The sequence below is a fragment of the Bradyrhizobium ganzhouense genome (genome assembly GCF_049949285.1).
In the GTDB taxonomy this organism is placed as follows: domain Bacteria; phylum Pseudomonadota; class Alphaproteobacteria; order Rhizobiales; family Xanthobacteraceae; genus Bradyrhizobium; species Bradyrhizobium ganzhouense.
Genome location: NZ_CP181318.1, coordinates 2,854,971 through 2,880,995, shown reverse-complemented (window position 1 = coordinate 2,880,995; position 26,025 = coordinate 2,854,971). Strand labels below are relative to the sequence as shown.

Genomic DNA, 26,025 nt, shown 5'->3' with positions numbered 1-26,025 from the left:
CCTCCCCGCGCCTCACTGAATCGCTTGCAGCGGTTGAAGACTGCCGGACGCGCCGAGCACGACCATCGGCGTGTCTTCCTTGTATTCCGGCGCGGCCGCGACCTGCGCCTTGGTCAATTCCAGCGTGATGCTATCCTTCTTGTTGACAATCTTTCCGAACCGCATCGCGTTCCAATCCACGACGATCTTGCGGCTGCCGACGCCGAGGAAGCCGCCGAAATCGATCACGGCGGCGCGCACATGGCCGGTAAGGTCGACGATGACGTCGACGATATGACCCATGTCCTCGTCCGCAGCGCTGCGCACGTCACGGCCGAGCACGCCGTGAGCATCGCTGGCGCCGATGATCGTCACCGACGGCGGCGGCGCCGCATCCTTCGGCGTGACGGGCACGACCGAAGCCGGCGGCTGCACCGTCGGCGGTGCGTTCGCCTCGGTTGCGGCCGCGGGCGGCTGCTCCGCGGCACGCGATACGGCAACCGTCAATCCCGCGACGATCGCCACACTCAGGACCAACCATCCGGCGGTACGCATGACCCCTCCTTGCCGCGCGCCGCTAGCGCGCCAGCACGATCGACACCTGGATCTGACCGCGCGTCCGTAGCACCTCCAGCGCCACGTCGTGGCCGTGGCGGCTGACGCGCAGATCGACGCTGGATTCGCCCAATCGCAGATCGCGCAAGATGATCTCGTTCAAGAACGCCGGCAGTTGCGGATTGCGCAGGCGGATCTCGCAGCGCGCGGCGTCGAACTCGATGCCGAGCGCCGCCTCCAGCAGCGTGAACGGCGTCGCGCTGGCCCAGGCCTGCGGTGCGCAAGCAACCGGATAGAGCGTCGGGCCGCGCCGCTTCTCGCGGCGGAAGCCGCAGAACAATTCCGGCAGCCGGCGCAAATCCATGTAGGTCGCGGCGTCAAACAGGCCCTTGAACACTTGGGCTACCGAATGCTTCAGCCCGTAATGCGCCAAGCCAAGCGCGATCAGCGCATTGTCGTGTGGCCAGATCGAGCCGTCGTGATACGACATCGGGTTGTAGCGCACCTCGCCGCGCGCGACGGTGCGGATGCCCCAGCCCGAGAAGAAATGCGGCTGCATCAGATCGGCCGCGACGAGACGGGCGCGGTCCTCGCGGACCATGCCGCTGAACAGCACCTGCCCGGCATTCGAGGTGCGCACCTCGCATCGCCGCTTCTTGCCATCGAGCGCAAGCGCGTAGGTTCCGAGCTCCTCGCACCAGAACGCCTCCTCAAAACGCTCGGCGAGCGTCTTCGCCTCCGCCTCGAGCCGCTTGGCGACGTCAGGCTTGCCGAGCCGCAGCGCGCATCGCGCGGCGAGCTGTTTTGCGGCGTAGACATAGCCCTGGACCTCGGCGAGCGCGATGTTGCCCTCCGCGAGCTTGCCGTCCGCGTGGAAGATGGCGTCGAAAGAGTCCTTCCATCCCTGGTTGGCGAGCCCCTTTTCCGTGGCGCGCTGGTATTCGACAAAGCCGTCCTGGTCGGGGTCGCCGGGACCGTCGATCCAGGCGAGCCCGGCTTCGATCGCCGGCCACAGCTCGACCAGCGTTTTCTCGTCGCCGGTGCGCTCGACATAACGGCCGGCGAGCAGGACGAACAAAGCGGTCGAATCCACGCTGCCGTAATATTGCGAGAACGGCACCTCGCGCAGCGCCGCCATCTCGCCGCCGCGCATCTCGTGCAGGATCTTTCCGGGCGCGGCATCGGCGAGCGGATCGACCGCCTTGGCCTGGAAATGCGCAAGCCGACGCAGCACGCCCTTGCCGACCCGCGGATCGACCCACAACATCTGCAGCGCCGTGATCAGGCCGTCGCGGCCGAAGGTCGTCGAGTACCAGGGAATGCCGGCATAGGGATAGCGCCCCTGCGGCGTCTCCGTCATCAGCATGTTGAGGTCGGCCATGGCCTGGCACAGCACCTCGTTGAAAATGTTGTTGGACGTCTCGATGCTGGCCGCGCCGATCGTCGACTGCCGCATCTCGCGACGATGCGCGAGCAGGCTCCTGAAGAAGCGCGCCGGCTTCTCCGCGATCGGCCGGTTGCAGGACACGGCCACGAACAGCGATTTCGTCTCATGCGGATCCAACTCGAGCTGCCAGGTCGCGGCATTGACCGAGAGCCGCGTCGGACGCGGATCGAAATGCAGTCCGGTCGTTCGCTCGGCGTCGTCGAGACCGCGATATTCGAACAGGACGTCGGTCGGCCCGAGCAGCTTGCTGGTGCCGGTGCCGCGGCGCGGACGCCGCTCGCCGCGCACTTCGAACAGATCGGCAAAATCGTTGTCAAACAGCAGCGTCAGCTCGAAACTGGCGCGCTGCTCGCCGTGGTTCTGCAGCCCGATGCGCTGATACGCCGTTCCGCGCCACAGGAAGATCGTGCGCACGATGTGCAGCAGGTCCTTTTGCAGGACAATACGGCCCTGGCGATAGATGTCGGGATTGGTCAGGTCGACTGTCAATCCCGAATTGTCGTCGCGCAGGTTCGAGCCAAGCAAGAGCGGCTGGAGATCGTCGAGCACGAGCTCCAGCCGGGCCAGATAGCGCGTGTCATGGTTGAACAGCCCATCCGGCCCGCCGGCCGACGCTCCGATGTCGCCATGGCTGTCCAGCACGATAAAGGTGTCATCGTGCTTGAGCGAGCGACGGGGCCGCGCAGCGGGCCCCGTCATCGGAATGTAGAACGCTTGCTCCGCGACGGTCTCTATCGTCTGCGATGCCGAAATGATCTTGGTCGCGGCTTCGGCTGCCATGAGCTGCTCCCCTGCGGCTTGTTTTTCGAACGCGGCCAACGCAAACGCAACGTCTGGGTTTTACGCGGCGAACTTCGCGAGCCGGCTCATTTCCTGCGTCACCAGGTCATGGTACGGACCGTGGCGCTGCATCAGGCGGTCGGGCGCACCGTCCTCGATGATCTTGCCGTTCTTGAGCACGACCACCCGGTCGAAATTGCGCAGCGTTGCAAGGCGATGCGCGATCGCGATCACCGTGCGGCCGCGCATCAGGCGCCCCAGCGCCTCGCGGATCGCTTCCTCGGACTCGCTGTCGAGCGCCGCGGTCGCCTCGTCGAGCAGCAGGATCGGCGCATCCTTCACGAATGCCCGCGCGATTGCGATGCGCTGGCGCTGGCCTCCCGACATTTTCACGCCGCGGTCGCCGACCATGGTGTCGAGACCGTCCGGAAGACTATCGATGAAGTCGCAACGCGCCGCAATCGCAGCGCGTAGCACCTCGTCGTCGGTCGCGTTCGGCCGGCCGTAACGGATGTTCTCGCGAATGGAGCGGTGGAACAGCGAAATATCCTGCGGCACGACGGAAATCGCCTCGCGCAAGCTCTGCTGCGTCACCATCGAGATGTCCTGACCATCGACTGTCACGCTGCCATCATCGACATCATAGAAGCGCTGCAGCAGCGTGAACAGGGTCGACTTGCCGCCGCCGGACTGGCCGACCAGGCCGACGCGCTGGCCGGGCTGCAGCCGCAGGCTGAACCGCTCGAAGATCTTCTCGGCCCCGGGATAGCCGAAGGTGACGTTGTTGAACGCGATCGCGGCGCCGGTCTTGACCAGCGGCTCGGCCTCGGGGTGATCACGCAACTCGTGCGGCACCAGCAGCGTGGCGATCGCCTCGGTCAGGCGCGCGACATGCTGGGTGACGTCGACCAGCGCCACCGCGAGGTCGCGGGTCGCGCTCAGGATCGAAATGCCGAGTGTACAGACCAGCACGACGTCACCGGTGGTCGCCTCGCCCTGCTGCCAGAGCGTGACGGCCCAGGCCATCAGAGCAATCGTCAAAACCACGGTCACGGCGGCATGCAACAACCGCAGCTTCTCCAGATAGCGCAAGCTGCGCCCGCGCGCATTGACCTCCCGGTTCACCGTGGCATCGAACCGCTCATGCTCGTGGCCAATACCGCAGAAGGCGCGGACCAATGGCATATTGCTGATGACGTCGATCATCTCGCCGTCGACGGCGGCGGCCTTGTCGGCAAAATCGTCATGCAACGGCTTGCCGGCCGCGGCCAGATGGAACATCGCGACCACCATGCCACCTGCGATCACGATCAAGCCGAGCGCCATATAAGGGCTCACGGTTCCAATCAACCCGATCGCCGCAATTGTGGCGATGCACGGCGGCAACACATTCCAGACGAACATGTTCTCGACGGTGAACACCGCATTTGATGTGGCGGTAATGCGGCTGGTCAGCATGCCCGGCATCCGGTCCGAGAAGTAGCTCGGCGCATGCCCGGTCAGATGACGAAATATGTCGCGGCGCAAATCACCCGTGACGCGAACGAAGGTGAAGCTGGCGGTCCAGCTCGCGATCCGCCACAGGAAGTTGTCGGCAGCAATCAGCGACATGAGCAGAATGAATGCCAGCCATACGCTGCCACCATGCGAGGTTCCCGCGGACAAGGCGTCGACCAGCGATTTGACGCCGTATTGCGTGCCTACCGAGCAGGCAACGGCAGCAACGACGGCGCCCAGGATCACCAGATGCGACGCCAATCGACGCCGCAGATAGCGCAAGACAAAGGCAAATGGCCTGCGCGCGTATCCAGAAAGATGATCCATTCGTTGCGACCCCGTCGTGATGATTTCGATTTTTCTCTTAGCCGATTGAACATCGACCGCTTCGCCTCGGTTCCCGGGCGAAACCATCACGACATGCGGATGCGGACGATGTGAGATGAGGTGATGGCATCATCGCGGCCACGCTGCAGTGTGTCGAAGAAGTAACGTTCGGGAGAAGGAACTTCGCAAATGCGAGAACGTTCCCTCCGCGGCATGCCGGTGCCGAAGTCGGTAGGGGCTTAACTTCCATGATCACACAAAGGAGAAGGTGAGATGCGCATTGCGCAGGTAGCTCCGTTGACGGAGGCTGTTCCACCCAAGCTGTATGGCGGCACCGAGCGGGTGGTGCATTGGTTGACGGAAGAGTTGGTTGGCCTTGGTCACGACGTCACGCTGTTCGCCAGCGGCGACTCGCGGACATCGGCGAAGCTGGATGCATTATGGCCGCGGGCGCTTCGCCTCGACGGTTCCGTGCGCGATCCCAACGCGCTGCACATGGTGCTGCTGGAGCGCGTGCGGCAAAAATGTGACGACGAGGAGTTCGACTTCCTCCACTTCCATCTCGACTATTATCCGTGGTCGCTGTTCTACCGGCAGCCGACGCCGTTCCTGACCACGCTGCATGGCCGGCTCGATCTGCCGGAGCATCAGCCTGTCTTCAACACCTTCTCCAAGATGCCTGTCATCTCGATCTCGAATGCACAGCGGCGCCCGGTGCCGCAGGCGAACTGGGTGACGACCATCCACCATGGTCTGCCGGAAAACCTGCTGACGCCGAAGCCGGCGAAGCAGGAATATCTCGCCGTGCTCGGCCGCATCGCACCGGAGAAGGGCGTCGACCGCGCCATCAAGATCGCCATGCATTGCGGCATCCCGCTGAAGATTGCGGCCAAGGTCGATCGCGCCGACCAGGACTATTACGACGAGCTGATCAAGCCGATGATCGTGAACAACCCGCTGGTGGATTTCATCGGCGAGATCAGCGATCACGAGAAGTCCGATTTCCTCAGCGGTGCGCTCGGCCTGCTGCTACCGATCGACTGGCCGGAGCCGTTCGGCCTCGTCATGATTGAAGCCATGGCCTGCGGCACGCCGGTGGTTGCTTTCAATCGCGGCTCGGTGCCGGAGATCATCGACGAGGGCCTCACCGGCTTCGTGGTCGAGGACATCCTCAGCGCCGCCGGCGTCGTGGGCCGCCTCGCGCAGCTCGACCGCACCGCCATCCGCAAGCAGTTCGAGAAGCGCTTTACGGCGCGGCGCATGGCACTGGACTATCTCGCGGCCTATCGCAGCCTGACCGAAGCCACCGCGCCACGGATCAAGCTGGTGAGCAGCGCGGAGTAGAGATTCTACACCGGTGCGAAATGCCCTCTCCCCTTGTGGGAGAGGGCTGCGCGAACAGAGCGGCACACTCGCTTGGGTGAGGGGTTGCCTCCACACCGCAAAGAGCATCTCCGCGGAGAGAGACCCCTCATCCGGCGCTTCGCGCCACCTTCTCCCACAAGGGGAGAAGGAAGAAGGGCGCCCTACCCCACCACCGCCCGCTTCGGCTCCACAATCTCGAACATCCGCGGAAACTCGTCCATCAAGCCCATCAGCTCGGCGAGCTTCATTGGGTTGCCCGACAGCTTCACCTTCCCTGCAGCGACCGCTTCCGGAAAGCTCGTCAGCTTCGCGATCACCTCATCCAGCGTCGCGCGCGCCAGCGTGAAGCTGGCATCGGCATTGTCGGCCTGCACGCCTTCCGTATAGGTCAGCGCGCAGTTCTCCAGATTGAGCACGAACGTTTCGCCGGTATCCGAAAAATTCCAGTTCAGCACGATGTGCCTTCCGTCCGCCTTCGGGCCGTTGAGGCGAATGCCGAGCACGTCCCAGAGCTGTGAGGTGCGCAGCGCCGCCAGCGTCTCGCGCGGCATCGGCGGACGCGGCGGAGTCTTCGGCATGCCCTGGCGCAACTCCTGGGCACCGAACAGATAGGCGTTGCGCCAGGTCGAGCTTTCGGCGGCATAGCCGAGCTGCTCCAGCGTATCCGCCAGCAATGCGCGCGCCGCTGCATTGTCGGGCTCGGCGAAGACGAGATGGCCGAGCGCCTGCGCCACGAAGCGGAATTCACCCTTGTCAAAATCGGCACGCGCCCGCGTCAGGATCGCGTCGGCGCCGCCCATGTACGCGACGTACTTCTTCCCCGACTCCACCGGCGGCAGCGGATCGAGATTGACCGGATTGGCGTCGTACCAGCCGAGATATTTTTGGTAGATCGCCTTCACGTTATGGCGGATATGGCCGTAGTAACCGCGGCCGTGCCAGGCGCCCTCCAGGCTCTTGGGCAGCTGGATCGTCTCGGCGATCTCGGCCGCGTTCAGCCCGTGGTTCATCAGGCGGATGGTCTGGTCATGCGCGAATTTGTAGAGGTCGCGCTGCTCGCGGATCATGCTGTCGATGCGCTCGCGCCCCCACACCGGCCAGTGATGCTGGCCGCACATCGCCTCGGCCTTGCCGCCCCACAGCTGCAGCGCCTCGTTGAGATATTTCGACCACGCCAGCGCGTCGCGCACGTCGGCGCCGCGGAACGGCAGCAGATTGTGGAAATTATGCGTGCAGTTCTCGGCGAGGTTCAACAGTTTGTAGCGCGGCAGGAAGAAGTGCATCTCCGCCGGCGCTTCGCTGTTCGGCGCCATCTGGAATTCGAATTCGACGCCGTCGATGACGCGCTTGTCCCCGGTCGCCATGATCAGGTCGGTCGGCCGCAGCAGCGCCACCGCGCCCGCCGCCATGGTCTTTCCGAGGCCGCAATCGACCTGCCCGCGTACCCCCTTGGCCAGGAACGGCCCGAACTGGTATTGCGCCCGGCGCAGCATCGCCGGTCCCGCGATGATGTTCTCGGAGACGGCGTGCTCCATGAACAAATTCGGCGCGATGATGGGCACGCTGGCCTTGGCCAGCGCATCCTCCTCCAGCACGCCGCGCGCGCCACCCCAATGGTCGGTATGGGTGTGGGTGAAGATCACGGCCGCGACCGGCCGCTGGCCTCGGTGCTCAAAATAGAGATCAAGCGCGGCGCGCGCCCCCTCGATCGAGGTCAGGGTGTCCACAACGATGACACCGCTGTCGCCCTCGATCAGCGTCATGTTGGCGATGTCGAGCCCGCGCACCTGGTAGACGCCGGGCACGACCTCGAACAGGCCGTGCTGCATGTTGAGCCGCGACTGCCGCCACAGGCTGGGATTGACCGTCGGCGGAGCCTGCTCGCTGGACAGAAAGCCATAAGGCTCGAGGCTCCAGACCGTCCGTCCCTGCGGGTTCGCAATCTTCGCGTGCTCGATCGTGCCGAGAAAGCCGCGCGCAGCGTCGTCGAAATCCCGTGTGTCGGAAAACGGCAGCGCATTCAGCATCGCCGTTTGCTGCGCAATGACGGACGGCGTTGCGTCCTTCGGCTCATTGCTGGAAATCTCGGTCATTTGTATCCTCCCGGCTTGATGCCCGGCATCTAACCGCATCTCGCGGTTGATTGCTATCGTCAGTCGAGGAGTAGTGCGTAGCCCGGATGGAGCGAAGCGCAATCCGGGGCCTTCTATCGAGCTGCGAGAGAATCCCGGATTACGCTTCGCTCCATCCGGGCTACGACGCGCCGCTTAATGCATGCCCAGCACCCGCGGCAGCCACAGCGTCAGATCGGGCCAGTAGGTCACGATGACGAGGAAGCCGAGCATGGTGAGCAGCCACGGCATCACCGCGCCCGCCAGATCGGTGATCCGCATTCGCGCTATCATGGATGCGACGTAGAGGTTCAAGCCGACAGGCGGGTGGCAGAGGCCGACCTCCATGTTGACGTCCATGACGATGCCGAAATGGACGAGGTCGATGCCGAGCTTCTTCGCGGCCGGCGCCAGGATCGGCGCCATGATCAGGATGATCGAGTTCGGCTCCATGAAATTGCCGGCGAGCAGCAACAGCACGTTGACGACCAGCAGGAAGCCGACCCAGCCGAGATTCTGTGCCGCGATCCAGTCGGCCAGGGTCGCCGGCAGGTTCTCGTTGGACAGCACGAAGGAGAACAGCACCGCGTTGGTGACGATGTAGAGCAGCATCGCGCTGGTGTTCGCCGCGCGCAGCAGCACCCGCGGCACGTCCGCCATCTTGATCGCCTTGTAGACGAACACGGCGATGACGAAGGAGTAGACCGCAGCCATCGCGGCGGCTTCGGTTGCGGTGAACAGGCCGCTATAGATGCCGCCGATGATGATGACGACCAGCATCAGGCCCCAGATGCTCTCGCGGAAGGCGTGAATGGTCTCGCCCCAGGTCGCCTTCGGCAGCCGCGGATAGTCGCGCTTGCGCGCAAGCCACCAGGTGACGATGCAGAGCATCGTCGTCAGCAGGATACCGGGCAAGAGACCGGCGACGAACAACGCGCCGATCGAGGTGTTGGTCGAGACCGCATAGACGATCTTCGGGATCGACGGCAGCATCAGGATGCCGAGCGAACCCGCAACCGTGATGATGCCGGCGCCGAAGCGCATGGGGTAGCCGTGGCGGACCATCTCCGGCAGCACGATGGCGCCGATCGCAGCGACCGTCGCCACGCTCGAGCCGCACACCAGCGCGAACATCGCGCAGGCGACGATGCCGGCAAGCCCCAGGCCGCCGTGCCAGTGCCCGATCAGCGAGGTCGCGAAATTGATCATGCGGCGCGCGACGCCGCCATGGGTGAGGAAATTTCCGGCGAGGATGAAGAACGGGATCGCCATGATCTCGAAGCCTTCAATGCCCGTGAAGAGCTTCATCGAGACGGCTTCGATCGGCACCGTCGTCAGCGTGAACAGGAACGTCATCACGGTGAGGCCGAGCGCGATCGAAACCGGAATGCCAGTCAGCATCAGCGCGATCAGCAGCGCGAACACGGTGAAGGCGCGCAGCCAATGCGGCAGCACGATCACGCCAAACTTCTCGGCGAGACACATCGCGAAGATCAGGATCGGCGCCATGATCAGGATCACGCCGAGCGGCGAGACTTTTCGCGCAGCAGCCTTCGTTGCGGCGCCGGCTGGCTGCGGATGCAGCGCCGGCGAAACGTCGGTCTCGACACCCTCGACATGGGCCTCGTCATGATGCGGCAGATCGCCGGTCCAGTAATAGAACCAGGAGACCTGAAGGAAGCGGAAACACATCAACCCGGAGCCGAGCGGGATCGCCAGATAGACGAACCACATCGGCGCTTCCAGATCGTTCGACTGCTGGCCGGTCTTGAACATCTCCGAAACAAAGGAGGCGCCGAAGGCGGCGATCATGCCGGTGAACAGCGCGCCGCAGAGCAGCGAGAACAGGATGACATGCTTGCGCGAATGTTCGGGCAGGCGGTTGACGAGCAGATCGACGCCGACATGGATGCCGGTGCGCACGCCATAGGCCGCGCCGAACTTCGCCATCCAGATGAACATGTAGATGCAGAGTTCCTGCGCCCAGGACAGATCGAGTTCGGAAAGGAAGGTGAACACCGCCATCGACAGCGATGCCAGCCAGGTCATGCCGTGCGCGGCGGCCCATCGCGAGAACACGATCGACTCGCCCGCACCGTAGCGGTGCACGACAGCGATGAAGATCAGGCCGGTTGCAGCCGCAATAAGCGTCGCGATCAACCATTCTTCGAGATGATTGAGCAACTGGTTGAGCGCGCGAAGCAAATCAAAGTCCCCCTATCGATACGAAACGGCCGGGAGCGTACACACCCCCGACCGTTGGTATTATTCTCCCGGAAAACGCGTCAGTTCATCTTGACGTCAAGTTCCTTGGCGACGAGATCGAGCACTTCCTGCCCGACCCGGCCCTTGGCCCAGGTATAAGTCGGCCGCATCGCTTCCTGCCACGCCTTGCGGTCGGCGTCGCTCAGATAATGCAGCGTGGTCTTGCCCGCCTTCTTGATCTCGGCCAGCGCGTCCTCGTTTTCCTGGTGCGCGATCTGGTTGGTGTATTCGGTCGCCTCCGCCATTGCCTTCTCGAGTTGGCTGCGGATGTCGGGCGGCAGGCCGGACCAGAACTTCGAGTTGACGATGACGGCGTATTGCAGATGGGCGTGATAGGACACGGTGATGTCCTTCTGCACCTCGTAGAATTTCTGCGTCAGGTAGTTCGACGCCGTGTTCTCGCAGCCGTCGACCACGCCGGTCTGGAGCGCCTGGTAGACTTCCGAGAACGCCATGATCTGCGGGATCGACCCCATCAGGCGGAAATACTGGTCGGCGATCTTCGAGCCGGAGATGCGGAATTTCAGCCCCTTGAAATCCTCCGGCTTCATCAGCGGTCGGTTCGACGACACCATGTGGAAGCCGTTGTCCCAATATGCGAGACCGGTGATGCCCTTGGCCTCCAGCTTCTGGAACAGCCATTTGCCGACCGTGCCCTTCATCGCATTGGAATAGGTCGCGTCGTCCTTGAACAGCCAGGGCAAGTCGAGCGCCTCGAATTCCTTGATGCCGAGCGGCGCGAATTTTGCCGTCGAGGGCGCCAGCATCTGCACCGAGCCGAGTTGCAGCGCCTCGATCTCCTCCTTGTCCTTGTACAGCGAGGAGTTCGGATAGACTTCGATCTTGACCTTGCCGTCGGTGTACTTTTCGGCAAGCTCCTTGAACTTCAGCGCACCCTTGCCCTTCGGGGTATCGTTGGCGACGACGTGGCTGAACTTGATGACGATCGGGCTCTGGGCTTGAGCCAAGTCAGGAGACAAGGCCGGGGCCAGAGCGAACGCGGCCGCAGCGACCGCAAAGAGCAGTTTGCGCATGAAGAACCTCCCCAACAACCTCGGAAACCGGGCGTTTTTTTTGTTTTACGGTTTCAGTAGTGGCAGCAATCCGGACTACGAACAACTAGACCTAAGCCCAATTTGCCGCAGCGAAGCTATGCCGCAGGGAAGCTATCTTGATGGCGGTCGCATGCGCAACCCGGCGCCCGCTCCGTCCCCGGAAGCGAGCGCTTATGTCGCATCGCCGCAGGGCATTAACCCTTGCGCTGGGCGACCATGAACAGCCGCCGGAACGGAAACAGCGTCTGCCCCGCTTCATTCTTCGGATAGGCTTTTGCCACCCGCATCCCATAGGCCCCTTCGAACGCGGCCTTCTCGTCGCCCTCGAGCACGTCGAGATAGCGCGTCAGCCAGGTCCCCTTGGTCCATTCCTTCACAGGATTGTCGCCTTCGAGAACCTGGAGATATTCGGTCTCCCAGATGTCGATGTTTTGCGACAAGGGGGCGAGTACGTCATGATAGAAGGCCGGCCCCTCGACCGGCGGCGGCGTCACGAGGTGCTCGACCTTGGACCGCCAGGGCCCGTTCAGGGCGGTCTCGCCGATCAGCACGTGCGACGGCGCCAGAAAGTTGCGCGGCATCTGCACGGCCAGCATGCCGCCGGGCGCGACCTTCTCCATCACCGAGGGAAAGAGTGCCGCATGATTGGGCAACCAGTGCAGTGCGGCATTGGAATAGACGACGTCATATTGCTTGGCGGGGCGCCAATGGCCGAGGTCTTCGTGCGACCATTCCACGTCCGGCGCGGCTTTGCGCCCCGCAGCAACCATCTCGGCCGAGCTCTCGACGCCTGTCACCGCGGCGGACGGCCAGCGTTCCTTGATCAGCTTCGTGACATTGCCGGCGCCGGCGCCAAGGTCCGCGACCGTGCGCGGGCCGACATCGGGAATCCGCATCAACAGGTCGACCGCGGGCCGGAGCCGGTGGCCGGAGAATTTCAAGTACTGCTGCGGATCCCATACCATCGTTCGAGCCTTTTCTTTTTCGTGTTTCCTTCGCCGTCGCCCTTGGTTACCACTGCTCGTCCCGGTCGGGCAAATCGCCGCACCCGGAACAGGGCAGGAAACGAACGGCAAACGAACACCAAAACGCAAAAAGCGAACAAGAGAGCGTGTGACCATGGACCTCGGGCTGAAATCTAAAACCGCTGTCGTCACCGGAGCGAGCATCGGCATCGGCCGCGCCATCGCCAAGGGCCTGGCGGCCGAAGGCGTGCGCGTCGTCGGCGTGGCGCGCCGGACCGACCTGCTCGCAGAACTGGCGAAGGAAGTCGGCGGCGGGCTGATCGCGCCGCTCGAGCAGGACGTGATGGCAAAGGACGCGGCCGAGAGGATCGCGGCTTTCGCGCTAAAGGAGCTCGGCCATGTCGACATCCTCATCAACAATGCCGGCGGCAGCCGCCCCCTGCCCGTCGATGCGCCCGACAGCAAATGGGACGAGGCGATCGCGCTGAATTTCACCAGCTATCGCCGCATCACGCATGCGCTGTTGCCGCAGATGATCGAACGCAAATGGGGCCGCATCGTCAACATCACCGGCAAGTCCGAGCCGGAAGGCCTCAACGCCGCCTTCGCGGCAAAGGCCGCCGTGCACGCCTGGGCCAAGGGCCTGTCGCGCGAGATCGGCGAGCACGGCATCACCATCAACTGCATCCCGCCCGGCCGTATCATGAGCGAGCAGATCCGCCGCAACTATCCGCCGGATTATCGCGAGCGTTTTGCCGAGGAAGAGATTCCGGTCGGCTATTGGGGCGAGCCGGAAGACCTCGCGGCGCTCGCGGTGTTTCTGGCCTCACCCGTGGCGCGCTACATCACGGGGACAGTGATCCCGGTGGATGGCGGCTTGAGACGGTATCAGTTCTAGATCTTCGCTCACGCTACGCGCTCGGTGCGCTCCCTCGCCCCGTTCTTACGGGGAGAGGGTTGGCGTGAGGGCTGCCTCCGCATTCGCAGGATCGTCTGATGTCATCTGCTGCAACCATTTTCGCGCAATCGTTCTTCCACGGCACGCGCGCCGATTTGAAACCCGGCGACCTCATCGTCGTCGGCCATCGATCCAACTTAACCGACGTCAAACCGCTGTCCTGGGTGTATTTCGCGGCTACGCTAGACGCGGCGATCTGGGGCGCGGAGCTTGCCGCAGGCACCGCGCGAGGGCGCATTTATGTCGTGGAGCCGACCGGACCGATCATGGACGATCCGAACGTGACGGATAAGAAGTTTCCCGGCAATCCGACGCTGTCCTATCGCTCCCGCGACCCGCTACGCGTGATTGCCGAAGTGACGCAGTGGCAAGGCCACGCGCCTGAACAGCTGCAGCAGATGAAGGACAATGTCGCCCGCCTGAAGGCGGAGGGTGGCAACATCATCGATTAAGTCGGCGAGAATCAGCTCTTAGCTCGTAGGATGGGTAGAGCGCAGCGAAACCCATCGACAGCATCCAACGCCAACATGATGGGTTTCGCAAATGCTCTACCCATCCTACGGGCTTCCGGCTCTCTGGTCGAACGCGCTCAGCACCGCGAGCGTCATCGCGGTGATGCCGGTCTGGATGGTGGGCTTCGGCACTGGTGCAAACAGCGGGGAATGGTTGCCGGGAAGCGGCGTTCCGCTCTTGTTGGCTGCCGCCCACGCATCCCAGTCATACACGCCGATATTGAACATCATCAATGGTACGCCGGATCCACCGAATTCGGAGAAATCCTCGCTCGTGGTATTCGCCGGCGACAGGCTCAGCTTCGCGCCAAACGCCGGCTTCAGTGCCTTCTCGGCGGTCGCGACCAAAGCGGGATCGTTGATGACCGCCTTGATACCCTCGGTGATGATGATATCCGGCGCCGGCGCGTTCGCCATGGCGGCGATTGCCTTGGCGGTCCGTTCGATCCCATCGAACATTTTGGTGCGCACGTCCGGCTTGAAGGTCCTGATGGTGCCGCGCAGGACCGCCTCGTCGGGAATGATGTTGCCGGCGGTGCCGGCATGGAACGAGCCGATCGAGATGATGCCGACTTCGGCCGGGTCCTTCTCACGGCTAATGACGCTCTGCACGTCGACCACAAAACGCGACGCCATCATCACGGGATCGATGGTCGCCTGCGGCACCGCGCCATGGCCGCCGCGGCCCTTGAACCTGATGAAGAGGTCATCGGCACTCGAGGAGCCGGCCCCCACCCGGTATCTGATAGCGCCATAAGGAAACGGCCCATCATGCAGGGCGAAGCCGGCATCCGGCTTGGGAAAGCGGATGAACAGGCCGTCGCTCAGCATGGCCATCGCACCGGCGCCTACTTCCTCGGCGGGCTGGGCAATGAACATCAGCGTACCCTTCCACCGGTCCTTCAGCCCTACCAGCGTCTTCGCGGTCCCGATCCAGCTCGCCATATGGATGTCGTGGCCGCAGCTGTGCGCGACAAAGGTTTCGCGTCCCTGCCAATTGGTCTTGTCGTGGCTTGCATAGGGAAGGCCGGTCTTCTCCTCCATCGGTAGCGCATCAAGCTCGGTGCGGACCATGATGGTCGGACCGTCGCCATTCCTGTAGAGCGCAACCAGGCCGGTCCTGCCGACCTTCTCCGTCACCTCGAAGCCGGCCGCGCGCATCTCGGCGGCAAGCTTCGCGGCGGTCTTCTCCTCCTGGAAGGCGAGCTCGGGATGGGCGTGGATGTCCTTGTAGAGCGCATCGAGCTTTGGATAATCGCGCTCGAACGAAGTCTCGATCGATTGCTTCAGGCTCGCGACGTCGAGCTCGGCATGCGCCGCTGGCGCAAGCAGGACCAAGGCAAAAGCGGCGAGCAAGGGCTTTGCAGATTGCATGGTCCGACCTCCCTGCGTTTTTCTCTCGCTTAGCCGGATGACCACCAGGATGACATCGTGCCGGTGTTTTGCCCGACGTGTCGACTTCCCGGGTGTGCTGGAGGTCGCATCGGAGCCCGCTGAAAACCCCCTGTCCACCAAGGGGCCTTCTACTGTGCATGGGGTTGTTTTCGAGCTGTTTGGTTCGAACCCCAAAAGAAAAAGCAGAAAAAGCGCAGGCGCGGCTCACCCCGCCTGCAGGATCTCCGCGATCGCAGCCCCCGCCGCAATCGTGCCGAGCTTGCCGCCGACATCGCGCGTCGCCCTGCCCTCGCCGATCGCCTTCGCCACCGCCGCTTCGATTGCACGCGCCGCTTCCTCGTAACGGACCGCGCCGTTTGTCTCGCCATGCCAGCCGAGCAGTAGTGCCGTCGACAGGATCAGCGAGACCGGGTTGGCGACGTCCTGGCCTGCGATGTCGGGCGCCGAGCCGTGCGCAGCCTGCGCCATGGCGTAGCGGTTACCGACATTGAGCGAGCCGCCGAGGCCGAGGCTGCCCGAGAGCTCCGCGGTGAGATCGGACAGGATATCGCCGAACATGTTGGTGGCGACGATGACATCGAAACGATCGGGGTTGCGCACCACATGCGCCATCATCGCGTCGACCAGGATGTCGTCGACGGTGAGGTTCGCGTAGGACTTCGCCGCCTCGCGACAGATGTCCAGAAACATGCCGTCGCCGATCTTCAGCACATTGGCCTTGTGGACGATGGTGAGATGTTTTCGCCGCTTCACCGCCAGACGGCAGGCAGCATGCGCGATGCGCTCGCAGCACAGCCGCGTGATCCGGCGCAGCGAGATCACGACGTCGGGCGTGACCAAGAGCTCGCCATTGCCCTGCTCCATGTTGCGGTCGGCATAAAACCCTTCGGTGTTCTCCCGGACCACGACGAGGTCGAAATCGCCGAGCCGGCCGGGCCTACCTGCATAGGTGCGGGCGGGCCTGATGTTGGCGTAGAGGTCGAGGTTCTTGCGGAAGTGGCGCGACGGATTGATCTCGCCATGCGCCTCGTCCTTGAAGTCGAAGGTCGCGGTCGGCCCCAGGATCAGGCCGTCTGCAGCACGGACGGTGTCGAGCAGCTCGGAGCGCACGGTCGTGCCGAACTGCTTGAGGCTCGCATGGCCAACCGCATGCTCCTCCAGCCGCAGATTGAGCTGGAAGCGCTCTGACGCCGCGCGCAGCACGCCCGTTGTCGCGGCCGTGATCTCAGGTCCGATGCCGTCCCCCGGCAGAACGACGATTTGCATGGTGATCCCCTTCCGAGAGCGGCAGCTGGCGCGATCATACGCCAGGGCGCAGGCTCAGCGCCTGACCGTCGTGCATACAATGCATGCAAGCATATGCCTGTGGAAGCAGCCCCGGGCGTAGTACATGCCGAAAGACCATTCGAGCCCCGCTGTCGGAGAACGCGCAAGGCAATGACAATCACGTTACCTGCCGCTGTGCGCGAGCCCGATCATCCCGTTGCCGATGGCCTGCCGGCCGAGCAGCGCCGCTGGGCGATCGCCGCGATCTTCACCGCGCTGGCGATGGCCTCGCTCGACACCGCGATCGCCAACATCGCGCTGCCCGCCATTGCCGCGGATCTGCATGTCAGCCCGGAGCAGTCGGTCTGGGTGGTCAATGTCTACCAGATCGCGCTGGTGGCGACGCTGCTGCCGCTTGGCGCGCTGGGCGAGATCGTCGGGCACCAGCGCATCTATCTCGGCGGCCTCGTGCTGTTCACCATCGCATCGCTGTTCTGCGCGGTCGCCTGGTCGCTCGACAGTTTGCTGGTCGCGCGTACGCTGCAGGGCCTCGGCGCCAGCGGCATCATGAGCGTCAACACCGCGCTGGTGCGCTTCGTCTATCCCGGCCGGATGCAAGGCCGCGGCTTCGGCCACAACGCGCTGGTGGTCGCCACCGCCTTCACTGTCGGGCCGTCGATCGCCTCCGCCATCCTCGCGGTCGGGCCGTGGCCGTGGCTGTTCGCCGTCAATATCCCCTTCGGCCTCGCCGCAACCGGCATCGGCTTTGCGATGCTGCCGAAGACGCCGCGCGCCGATCACGGCTTTGATTTCCTCGGCGCGCTTCTCGCCGCCGTCTGCCTCGGCCTGTTCATCACGGGCATCGGCAGCGCCGCGCATAATCTGTCGCCTGTTATCGTCGCCGTCGAACTGGTCACGGCGCTGGCGCTCGGCTTCATCCTGACACGACGTCACGCCGACCATCCCGCGCCGATGCTGCCGATCGACCTGTTCAGCCGGCCGATGTTCGCGCTGTCGGCTGCGACCGCGGTCTGCTCCTTCGCGGTGCAAGGCATCGCCTTCGTCTCGCTGCCGTTCTATTTCGAAGACGTGCTCGGGCGCTCGCAGGTCGAGACCGGTTTCTTCATGACGCCGTGGCCGCTGGTGGTCGGCATCATGGCGCCGATCGCGGGACGCCTCTCCGACCGCCATCCGGTCGGCCTGTTGGGCGGCATCGGCCTCATCCTGCTCGGCCTCGGCATGGCGCTGCTCGCGCTGCTTCCGGCGAGCCCAAGCATTCCCGATATCGTCTGGCGGATCATGATCTGCGGCATGGGGTTCGGCTTCTTCCAGGCGCCGAACATGAAGGCGATCATGGGAAGCGCGCCGCCGCACCGCGGCGGCAGCGCCTCGGGCATCGTCGCCACCGCGCGCCTGACCGGACAAACCACGGGCGCGGCGCTCGCCGCAGCCTGCTTCGCCATGGCCGGTCACAACGGCGCCACCGTCGCGCTGGCGTTAGGTGCAGGCTTTGCCGCGCTCGGCAGCGTGATGAGCTTTTTGCGGCTGGCGGTGAAGTAAGGCCGTCAGGCCAGGTGCCGTGCCGCCGAGTCGACAGTCGCCGGCATCACGGTCTCGTGGTCCAGCGCGGCGAGGCGCGCGTCGATGGCATCAATGACCTTGCGCGAGAACGGTCCGAGATGCGCATAGGCCGCGATCATCTGCACCGCGATCCGCGCCGAGGAGGTGTCGCGCTTGGCGCAATTCATGAAGGTTTGCCACAGCGGTCCGCGCGCCTCGGGGATCGCGGTGACCACGCGGTGCACGGTTTCCATCGCGCCGACTCGCGCGCGGATGTCGCCCTCGGCGAGCTCATGGCGCTGCCTTGATCGGTCGAGCAGCGTCATCAGCTTGTCGACACGACCCGCATAGGCGGCCGGGCTGTAGACGCGTTCCAGCACCGTCTTGTAGTCCATCAGGATATCGCGCAGCGGGCGCACCGGGTCGAAATTGATGCCGCCCGTGCACTGGTCGCCGCCTGTCGTGGATGCCAGATCGTGGTCCGCATGCAACCGGCCCTCCTTCGCAAGCCGGCGCGTAAGCTGCGTGTTCGGCAACGCATAGAGCAGGCCGACCATGGCGACGGGAATCGCGGCCTCCTCGATGAAATCGATCATGGCCTCCGCCATCGAGACCTTCTCGTTGTCGAAACCGACAATGAAGCCCGCGGTGACGAGCATGCCGGCGCCGTAGATCTTGTGGATGCTCTCGGCGATGTTGCGCCGCGTGTTCTGCTTCTTCCGCATCGCGACCAGGGTCGCCGGATCAGGACTTTCGATGCCGACGAAGACACCAAAGAAGTTCGCAGCGCCCATCTGCTCCAGCAATTCGGGATCGTCGGCGAGATTGACCGAGGCTTCGGTCGACAGCTCGAAGGGATAGCCGTGCGCGCGCTGCCATTCGGCGAGCTGGGGCAGGAACTGGCGCAGCGACTTCTTGTTGCCAATGAAATTGTCGTCGACGAAGTCGAGATGACCGCGATAGCCCATCTGGTAGAGCCGCTCGAGCTCGACAAACATCTGCTCGGTCGTCTTGGTGCGTGGCACGCGGCCATAGAGCTCGATGATGTCGCAGAACTCGCAGGTGAACGGACAGCCGCGCGAATACTGCACACCGAGATAGAGATAGTCCTCGAACTTGAGCAGGTCGAAGCGCGGCACCGGCGTCCTGGTGACGTCGGCCTGGAATTTCGGCGCGGTGAAGACGCCGGCGCGCGCGCCGCTGTCCCAGGCCGCGATGAACTCGTCGATCACGCCCTCGGCTTCGCCGAGCACCTGAAAATCTGCGCTGGCGTAAACGTGAGGGCTCGACGTCGGATCTGGGCCGCCGACCACCACCGGCTTGCCTGCCGCGCGACACTTGTCGACCAGTCGCAGCGTATCGGCCTGCTGCGGCAGCATGCCACCGGTGAAGACGACGTCGGCCCAGGCGAGATCCTCGTCCCCGAAGGCTTGCGTGTTGCAGTCGATGAGCCGCACCGTCCAGCTCTCCGGCAACATCGCGGCCACGGTAATCAGGCCGAGGGGAGCGGCCGGCCGCCGGACGCCCATCAGCTTACAGGACTCGCCAAAACTCCAGAAGGACTCCGCCGTGAACAGCGGATAGAGCATGAGCACGTTGCAGGGGCTCGGCACCTTCATGGAACTCCCAAGGAACTCTCAAATGTTTCGGCACAGTGTAGCAAAGCAGCGTGGTCTTGCACCCCGTCAAAAGGGACAAGCTGTCGCGCCCCCAAGAGCGCAAACGTCGCCTCAGACCATGCCACTGGCGTTCAGGGAGATGGCGCAATCGGTGCGCCAGCCGGGCCTTCTCAGAACGCGCACAACACCGCCTGGTCCATAATCTTCCCGCAGCCGCGAGATTCTTGGATAGCTGCCCCTCGGACTATTGATTTGAACAGTTCCAGTTTGCCGGACACATTGCGCCCCTGAGTCCATCGGTGGATGGGCCAATCAGGGGACTTGCGATGGCAAACCTAACAATCAACGGAAAAACCTTCACGCTCGACGTCGAGCCGGACACGCCGCTGCTCTGGGCGATCCGCGAGAATGCCGGTCTCACCGGTACCAAATATGGCTGCGGCATTGCACAATGCGGCGCCTGCACCGTTCACATGGACGGTGTCGCCACCCGCTCCTGCGGAATCTCGGTCGCCGAGGCCGAAGGCAAAAAGATCACCACGATCGAGGGGCTCGCCTCGGGCAGCGAGCTGCACAAGGTGCAGCAGGCCTGGATCGCCAAGGACGTCCCGCAATGTGGCTATTGCCAGAGCGGCATGATCATGGCCGTGGCGGCACTCCTCAGCGAGAAGCCGAAGCCGACCGATGCCGATATCGACGAGGCCATCACCAATATCTGCCGCTGCGGCACCTTCCAGCAGGTCCGCGAGGCGATCCACACGATCGCGAGCGCCTAAAGGAGCCGGCACATGAACCAGCACGTTTCTCCCAAGATGAACCGCCGCGCCTTCGTCATCGGCACCGCCGCTGTCGGCACGGGCCTCGCCATCGGCCTCGATATCCCCTTCGGCGGCCCCGCTGTGGTCCGCGCAGCCGACGGCTCGCCCGAGGTCAATGCCTGGGTCGTGATCAGGCCCGACGACACCGTGGTCATCCGCATCGCCCGCTCCGAGATGGGCCAGGGCTCGCTCACCGGCCTCGCCCAGCTCGTCGCCGAGGAGCTCGAATGCGACTGGTCGAAGGTCACGACCGAATATCCGACACCCGGCCAGAACGTTGCCCGCAAGCGCGTCTGGGGCGATTTCTCGACCGGCGGCAGCCGGGGCATCCGGACCTCGCAGGACTATGTCCGCAAGGGCGGTGCCACCGCGCGCGTGATGCTGATCCAGGCCGCCGCCGACGAGTGGAAGGTGCCGGCCTCCGAATGCACCGTCGCCAAGGGCGTCATCACGCATAAGCCATCGGGCAAGACGACGACCTACGGCAAGGTCGCCGAGGCCGCGGCCAAGCTGACGCCACCGGCCGAGGTCAAGCTCAAGGACCCCAAGGACTGGACCATCGCAGGCAAGGGCCTGCTGCGGCTCGACACCGCCGACAAGACCACCGGCACGATGGTCTACGGCATCGACATCAAGCTGCCGGGCATGCTGAACGCCGCGATCAAGGATTGCCCTGTGTTCGGCGGCAAGGTGAAGAGTTTTGACGAAGCCAAGATCACCGGCATGAAAGGCGTCAAGAAGGTCGTCAAGGTCGGCGATTCCGCGGTCGCGGTCGTTGCCGACACCTGGTGGCACGCCAAGACCGCGCTGGAAGCGCTGCCGATCGTCTGGGACGAAGGCGACAACGCAAAGGTCTCGAGCGAGACGATTGCGAAGTGGCTGGCCGAGGGCCTCGACGACGCGCAGCCGGCCTATGTCGGCAACAAGAACGGTGACGTGAAGGCGGCGATTGCCGGCGCTGCCAAGAAGGTCGAGGCCGTCTACAACTATCCCTACCAGAACCACGCCACGATGGAGCCGATGAACGCCACCGCGCTCTACACCGCGGACAAATGCGAGGTCTGGTGCGGCACGCAGAATGGCGAGGCGGCCTTCGCGGCGGTACTGGAGGCCTCGGGCCTGCCGGCGGAGAAGTGCGACGTGCACAAGGTGATGCTCGGCGGCGGCTTCGGCCGGCGCGGCATAACCGATTACGTCCGCCAGGCCGTCGAGATCGCCAAGCAGATGCCGGGCACGCCGGTCAAGCTGTTGTGGTCGCGCGAAGAGGACATGACGCACGGCAAGTATCACCCGGTCACCCAATGCAAGATGACCGGCGCGTTCGATGCCAACAACAACCTGGTCGCGCTGCACTACCGCCTGTCCGGGCAGTCGATCCTGTTCTCGCTCCGCCCCGAAGCGTTGCAGAACGGCATGGACCCGGCCGCGTTCCAGGGCGTCGCCCAATCCGGCGAAGCCGCGATCGGCTACTCGGTGCCGAACCTGCTGATCGAGCACTCGATGCGCAACCCGCACATTCCGCCCGGCTTCTGGCGCGGCGTGAACGTCAATCACAACGCGATCTACATGGAATGCTTCATGGACGAGCTGGCCCATGCAGCAGGCCAGGATCCGCTCGAGTTCCGCCGCAAGCTGATGGGCAATCACCCCAAGCATCTGGCGGTGCTCAATGCGGTAGCCGAGAAGATCGGCTGGACCACGCCGGCGCCGCAAGGCGTCTATCGCGGCATCGCGCAGGTGATGGGCTATGGCAGCTATGTCGCCGGCGCCGCCGAAATCTCGGTGACCGACGGCAGCAAGATCAAGGTGCTTCGCATCGTCGCCTCCACCGATCCCGGCTACGTGGTCAACCCGGCACAGGTGGAGCGGCAGATCGCGGGCTCCTTCGTTTATGGCCTCTCGGCGCTGTTCTACGGCGGCTGTACCGTCAAGGACGGCCGCATCGAGCAAACCAACTTCGACACCTTCAACTCGATGCGGATCAACGAGATGCCGAAGGTGGAATCGGTGATGGTGCCGAGCGGCGGATTCTGGGGCGGTGTCGGCGAGCCGACCATCGGTGTTGCGGCGCCCGCGGTGCTCAACGCCTTCTTTGCGGCGACGGGCAAGCGAATCCGCTCGGTGCCGCTGCGCGACCAAAACATCAGCTTCGCGTAAGAAAGGCGGCCGCGGCGGCCACAACGGCCGCCGCGGCATTTGACTGGATGATCCGCATGACCACGCGACCGATGACACGGCGAACTGCCGTGCTCGGCATCACCGCCGCGACCGCGACATTGGCCCGACCGCAGGTCTTGCGCGCGCAATCGACAAGCCGCGTCGTCGTGGTCGGTGGCGGCTTCGGCGGCGCGGCCTGCGCCCGCGCGCTCAAGCGTGCGCAAGAAGACTCGCAAGTCATCCTGATCGAACCCAATGCGGTCTTCACCTGCTGCCCCCTGAGCAACGAGGTGATCGCGGGCCTGCGCGGCATCGAAGCGCAGCAGTTTGACTACGAGAGGCTGGCTGCAGAGGGCGTCACCGTGATCGGCCAGGCCGTGACCACCATCGAGCCGCAGCTGCGTAGCGTCCTGACAGCCGATGGCGTCGCCCTGCCCTATGACCGCCTCGTGCTCTCGCCTGGCATTGACTTCCATTTCGAGGCGCTACCCGGCTACGACGAGGCCGCATCGGAAAAGATGCCGCACGCCTGGAAGGCCGGCGCGCAGACGCTGCTGCTGCGCAGGCAGCTGGAAGCAATGGACGATGGTGGTACGGTCGCCATCGCGATCCCCGCCAATCCCTCGCGCTGTCCGCCGGCTCCTTACGAGCGCGCCAGCCTGATCGCGCATTATTTGAAGACGCGGAAGCCGCGCTCGAAAGTGCTGATCCTCGATGCCAAGGACAATTTCTCGCAGCAGCGGCTGTTCGAGAAGGCATGGAAGGAGCTCTACGGCGACATGATCGAGCGCATCGGCCTGTCGCAAGGCGGCCGCGTGACCTCGGTCGATCCCGCGACCAAAACCATCGTCACCGAGTTCGGCAACTACACGCCTGATGTCGCCAACGTCATCCCGCCGCAGCGCGCCGGGCACATTGCCGAGATAGCGGGCGCAACTGACGCGACCGGCTGGTGCCCGATCGATCCTGTGACCTTCGAGTCAAAGCTCGTCAAAAACGTCCATGTCATCGGCGACGCCTGCCTCGGCGGCGGCATTCCCAAATCGGCATCGGCCGCGAGCGCGCAAGGCAAGGCCTGCGCTGCGGCCATTGTCAACCTGCTCGCCGGCCGCACGCCGGAGGCGCCACGGCTGACCGGCGTCTGCTACAACACCGTCGCACCCGGCTACGGCTTCTCGCTCGCCGGCAACTACCAGCCCAAGGGCGACATCTTTGCCGAGGTCGAGGGCGGCGCGACGAGTCCGGTCGATGCGCCGCGCGAACTGCGCGCCCGCGAGGCGGCCGAGGCGGAGCGCTGGTTTCAAACCATCACGGCGGACACCTTTGGCTAGGTCGACAGTCTGCATCGCTGCGTTGATCGCCGGACTCGCGCTCGCCTCCAATGCGCGCGCGGACGGACTCGCGCCCTATGAGATCACCGGCGGCGGCATTGCCAATTCGCTCACAGGCACGCCCGGCGATGCCGCGCGCGGGCGCGCGCTGGTGCTGGCGCGCACAACGACGTGCATCCTCTGCCATTCCGGCCCGTTCCCTGAAACGCGATTCCAGGGCGACCTCGCGCCTGATCTCACCGGCGCGGGGAACCGCTGGACGGTGAGCCAGTTGCGGCTTCGGATGGTCGACGCCTCGCGCTTCAACCCGGACACCATCATGCCGTCCTACTATCGTGCGGACGGCCTCGTTCGCGTCGGGCGTAATTTCACCGGCAAACCGGTACTGTCGGCCGCCGAGATCGAGGACATCGTGGCCTATCTTGCAACACTTCGGAACTAGGACTCGTCATGCCAACGACGCGACGACGATTTTTAAGCCTGGCTGGCGGTGCCACGGTCATTCCGATCGTTACACTACGGCCGGTCGAAGCAACGCCCGCGATGCTCAACACCGCCATCCGCAACGTCGTCGGCGAAGCGCCAATTCGCACCGGCAAGGTCAAGCTCGACATTCCGCCGCTGGTCGAGAACGGCAACACAGTGCCGATGACGGTGAGCGTCACGAGCCCGATGACGGCGGACGACTACGTCAAGAGCATCCACGTCTTCAACGAGAAGAACCCGCAACCGAACATCGGCAATTTCTATCTGAACCCGTCTTCCGGCCGGGCCCAGATCGCGACGCGGATCCGGCTCGCCGACACCCAGAAGGTGGTCGCGATCGCGCGCCTGTCCGACGACAGTTTCTGGCAGGTCACGGCGGATATCGTCGTGACGCTGGCCGCCTGCACCGAGGAGGTGAACTGATGGCCGCCCTCATCAACGTCCCGGCGAAGGCCAAACGCGGCGACATCATCGAAATCCGCACGCTGACCTCGCACATCATGGAAACCGGCTTTCGCCACACCATGGATGGTGCGCTGGTGCCGCGCGACATCATCACGAGCTTCACCTGCCGCTACAACGGCACCGAGATCTTCCGCGCCGATCTGTTTCCGGCCATCGCCGCCAATCCGTATCTGTCCTTCTTCACGCTCGCCAACGAGAGCGGCAAGTTCGAATTCGAATGGATCGGCGACAACGGCTATTCGTCCACCGCATCGGCATCGATCACGGTCGAATGAATTTTTGGCGCGCGATAGCGCTGGCGGCGCTTGTCGCCACGGCCCCCGCCCTGCTCGCTGGTGAAATCCCGCCCGATGCGCGGCGCTCCGGCTATTCCTTCATGGGCCCCGATACGCGCGCCATGCAGGATGACGACACCTCCAATCCGGGCATGCTGTTCGTGCTCGACGGCGAGGCGCTGTGGACGAAGAAGGCGGGCAGCGCGGACAAGGCGTGCGCGGACTGCCATGGCGATGCACGAAGCATGAAGGGCGTCGCGGCCCGCTATCCCGCCTTCGACAAGGCGCTGGCGCGCCCCGTCACGCTCGACCAGCGCATCAACCTCTGCCGCGCCAATCATCAGCAGGCGGCACCGCTGCCCTACGAGAGCCGCGACATCCTGGCGCTGTCCGCCTTCGTTGCCCACCAATCGCGCGGCGTCGCAATCACCGCAGGCGACGATCCACAACTCAGACCTTTCGTCGAGCAAGGCCGCAATCTTTTCATGCAGCGCGAGGGTCAGCTCAACCTGGCCTGCACCAATTGCCACGACGACAACTTTGAGAAGCGCCTCGCGGGCTCGCCGATCACACAAGCACAGCCGACCGGCTACCCGCTCTATCGGCTGGAATGGCAGACGCTCGGATCGCTGGAGCGGCGCCTGCGCAGCTGCATGACCGGCGTCCGCGCCCAGGCCTATGATTACGGCGCGCCCGAGCTGGTCGCGCTCGAGCTCTATCTGATGGCGCGCGCACGCGGCATGCCGATGGAAACGCCAGCGGTGCGACCGTAACGCACAAATTAGGGCTAGGCAGGCGTGGAACGGTCGCTAGTATCCCTCCCAAAGAATTGAATCA

The 26,025-nt window shown here is 64.2% G+C and carries 21 protein-coding genes and 1 pseudogene; 11 read left to right on the top strand and 11 right to left on the bottom strand.

Annotation, left to right across the window (positions count from 1 at the left end):
* Window positions 1–12: 12 nt before the first annotated feature.
* Genes ACLFLU_RS13210 through ACLFLU_RS13200 form a run of 3 tightly spaced genes read right to left on the bottom strand, consistent with a single transcriptional unit; the run spans window position 13 to window position 4,585 of the window.
* Window positions 13–534 carry a PRC-barrel domain-containing protein gene (locus tag ACLFLU_RS13210; protein ID WP_426412615.1) on the bottom strand — a complete coding sequence of 174 codons (522 nt, stop codon included), beginning with the start codon at window positions 532–534 and terminating at the stop codon, window positions 13–15.
* 22 nt (window positions 535–556) lie between these two features.
* Complete coding sequence (locus ACLFLU_RS13205; RefSeq protein ID WP_426412614.1) at window positions 557–2,761, bottom strand: glycogen debranching N-terminal domain-containing protein; 2,205 nt, start codon at window positions 2,759–2,761, stop codon at window positions 557–559.
* Window positions 2,762–2,821: 60 nt separating this feature from the next.
* A complete protein-coding gene (locus tag ACLFLU_RS13200; protein WP_426412613.1) occupies window positions 2,822–4,585 on the bottom strand; it encodes an ABC transporter ATP-binding protein in 1,764 nt (587 codons plus the stop codon).
* A 273-nt stretch (window positions 4,586–4,858) separates the two neighbouring features.
* On the opposite strand from ACLFLU_RS13200, the gene ACLFLU_RS13195 reads away from it, so the two are divergent.
* Window positions 4,859–5,929: a glycosyltransferase family 4 protein gene (locus ACLFLU_RS13195; protein WP_426412612.1), complete on the top strand. Its 1,071-nt coding sequence runs from the start codon at window positions 4,859–4,861 to the stop codon at window positions 5,927–5,929.
* A gap of 182 nt (window positions 5,930–6,111) precedes the next feature.
* Here ACLFLU_RS13195 and ACLFLU_RS13190 read toward each other — a convergent pair whose 3' ends face one another.
* From ACLFLU_RS13190 to ACLFLU_RS13170, 5 genes and pseudogenes are all read right to left on the bottom strand, one after another.
* Window positions 6,112–8,043: an alkyl/aryl-sulfatase gene (locus ACLFLU_RS13190; protein WP_426412611.1), complete on the bottom strand. Its 1,932-nt coding sequence runs from the start codon at window positions 8,041–8,043 to the stop codon at window positions 6,112–6,114.
* Window positions 8,044–8,217: 174 nt separating this feature from the next.
* Entirely contained in the window at window positions 8,218–9,501 is a 1,284-nt protein-coding gene (locus ACLFLU_RS13185) for a TRAP transporter large permease (protein ID WP_426413979.1), read from the bottom strand.
* Window positions 9,502–9,792: 291 nt separating this feature from the next.
* Window positions 9,793–10,011 (bottom strand): annotated as a pseudogene (locus tag ACLFLU_RS13180) (TRAP transporter small permease); the annotation flags it as partial.
* Window positions 10,012–10,346: 335 nt separating this feature from the next.
* The gene (locus ACLFLU_RS13175; RefSeq protein ID WP_426412610.1) at window positions 10,347–11,360 is read right to left on the bottom strand and encodes a DctP family TRAP transporter solute-binding subunit; all 1,014 of its coding nucleotides are present in this window, start codon (window positions 11,358–11,360) and stop codon (window positions 10,347–10,349) included.
* A 215-nt stretch (window positions 11,361–11,575) separates the two neighbouring features.
* Window positions 11,576–12,346 carry a methyltransferase domain-containing protein gene (locus ACLFLU_RS13170; protein WP_426412609.1) on the bottom strand — a complete coding sequence of 257 codons (771 nt, stop codon included), beginning with the start codon at window positions 12,344–12,346 and terminating at the stop codon, window positions 11,576–11,578.
* Window positions 12,347–12,500: 154 nt separating this feature from the next.
* Here ACLFLU_RS13170 and ACLFLU_RS13165 point away from each other — a divergent pair, with 154 nt between their 5' ends.
* Together ACLFLU_RS13165 and arr are read left to right on the top strand one after the other, a co-directional pair.
* Window positions 12,501–13,244, top strand: coding sequence for an SDR family NAD(P)-dependent oxidoreductase (locus ACLFLU_RS13165; RefSeq protein ID WP_426413978.1), 744 nt, complete (start codon window positions 12,501–12,503; stop codon window positions 13,242–13,244).
* Between the two features lie 98 nt (window positions 13,245–13,342).
* Window positions 13,343–13,756, top strand: coding sequence for an NAD(+)--rifampin ADP-ribosyltransferase (arr, locus tag ACLFLU_RS13160; RefSeq protein WP_426412608.1), 414 nt, complete (start codon window positions 13,343–13,345; stop codon window positions 13,754–13,756).
* A 105-nt stretch (window positions 13,757–13,861) separates the two neighbouring features.
* On the opposite strand, the gene ACLFLU_RS13155 is transcribed toward arr, so the two are convergent.
* Window positions 13,862–15,190, bottom strand: coding sequence for an amidohydrolase (locus ACLFLU_RS13155; RefSeq protein WP_426412607.1), 1,329 nt, complete (start codon window positions 15,188–15,190; stop codon window positions 13,862–13,864).
* 225 nt (window positions 15,191–15,415) lie between these two features.
* The gene (locus ACLFLU_RS13150; RefSeq protein WP_426412606.1) at window positions 15,416–16,477 is read right to left on the bottom strand and encodes an isocitrate/isopropylmalate dehydrogenase family protein; all 1,062 of its coding nucleotides are present in this window, start codon (window positions 16,475–16,477) and stop codon (window positions 15,416–15,418) included.
* 171 nt (window positions 16,478–16,648) lie between these two features.
* Here ACLFLU_RS13150 and ACLFLU_RS13145 point away from each other — a divergent pair, with 171 nt between their 5' ends.
* A complete protein-coding gene (locus ACLFLU_RS13145; protein ID WP_426412605.1) occupies window positions 16,649–18,037 on the top strand; it encodes an MFS transporter in 1,389 nt (462 codons plus the stop codon).
* 5 nt (window positions 18,038–18,042) lie between these two features.
* Here the strand turns inward: ACLFLU_RS13145 and ACLFLU_RS13140 are convergent, their stop codons facing one another.
* Entirely contained in the window at window positions 18,043–19,656 is a 1,614-nt protein-coding gene (locus tag ACLFLU_RS13140; protein WP_426412604.1) for a B12-binding domain-containing radical SAM protein, read from the bottom strand.
* A gap of 326 nt (window positions 19,657–19,982) precedes the next feature.
* On the opposite strand from ACLFLU_RS13140, the gene ACLFLU_RS13135 reads away from it, so the two are divergent.
* Genes ACLFLU_RS13135 through soxA form a run of 7 tightly spaced genes read left to right on the top strand, consistent with a single transcriptional unit; the run spans window position 19,983 to window position 25,961 of the window.
* Window positions 19,983–20,432 carry a (2Fe-2S)-binding protein gene (locus ACLFLU_RS13135; protein WP_426412603.1) on the top strand — a complete coding sequence of 150 codons (450 nt, stop codon included), beginning with the start codon at window positions 19,983–19,985 and terminating at the stop codon, window positions 20,430–20,432.
* 12 nt (window positions 20,433–20,444) lie between these two features.
* Window positions 20,445–22,631 (top strand): molybdopterin cofactor-binding domain-containing protein, encoded by a 2,187-nt coding sequence (locus ACLFLU_RS13130; protein ID WP_426412602.1) that lies wholly within the window; start codon window positions 20,445–20,447, stop codon window positions 22,629–22,631.
* A gap of 47 nt (window positions 22,632–22,678) precedes the next feature.
* On the top strand, window positions 22,679–23,962 hold the full coding sequence (locus tag ACLFLU_RS13125; protein ID WP_426412601.1) for an FCSD flavin-binding domain-containing protein: 1,284 nt from the start codon (window positions 22,679–22,681) through the stop codon (window positions 23,960–23,962).
* A complete protein-coding gene (gene soxX, locus ACLFLU_RS13120) occupies window positions 23,955–24,404 on the top strand; it encodes a sulfur oxidation c-type cytochrome SoxX (protein WP_426412600.1) in 450 nt (149 codons plus the stop codon). The genes ACLFLU_RS13125 and soxX overlap by 8 nt, the downstream gene beginning before the upstream one ends.
* Before the next feature lie 8 nt (window positions 24,405–24,412).
* Window positions 24,413–24,871 carry a SoxY-related AACIE arm protein gene (locus ACLFLU_RS13115; protein ID WP_426412599.1) on the top strand — a complete coding sequence of 153 codons (459 nt, stop codon included), beginning with the start codon at window positions 24,413–24,415 and terminating at the stop codon, window positions 24,869–24,871.
* Window positions 24,871–25,188 carry a thiosulfate oxidation carrier complex protein SoxZ gene (gene soxZ, locus ACLFLU_RS13110; RefSeq protein WP_426412598.1) on the top strand — a complete coding sequence of 106 codons (318 nt, stop codon included), beginning with the start codon at window positions 24,871–24,873 and terminating at the stop codon, window positions 25,186–25,188. Before ACLFLU_RS13115 ends, soxZ begins: the two co-directional genes overlap by 1 nt.
* Entirely contained in the window at window positions 25,185–25,961 is a 777-nt protein-coding gene (gene soxA, locus ACLFLU_RS13105; RefSeq protein ID WP_426412597.1) for a sulfur oxidation c-type cytochrome SoxA, read from the top strand. The genes soxZ and soxA overlap by 4 nt, the downstream gene beginning before the upstream one ends.
* The last annotated feature ends 64 nt before the right edge of the window (window positions 25,962–26,025 follow it).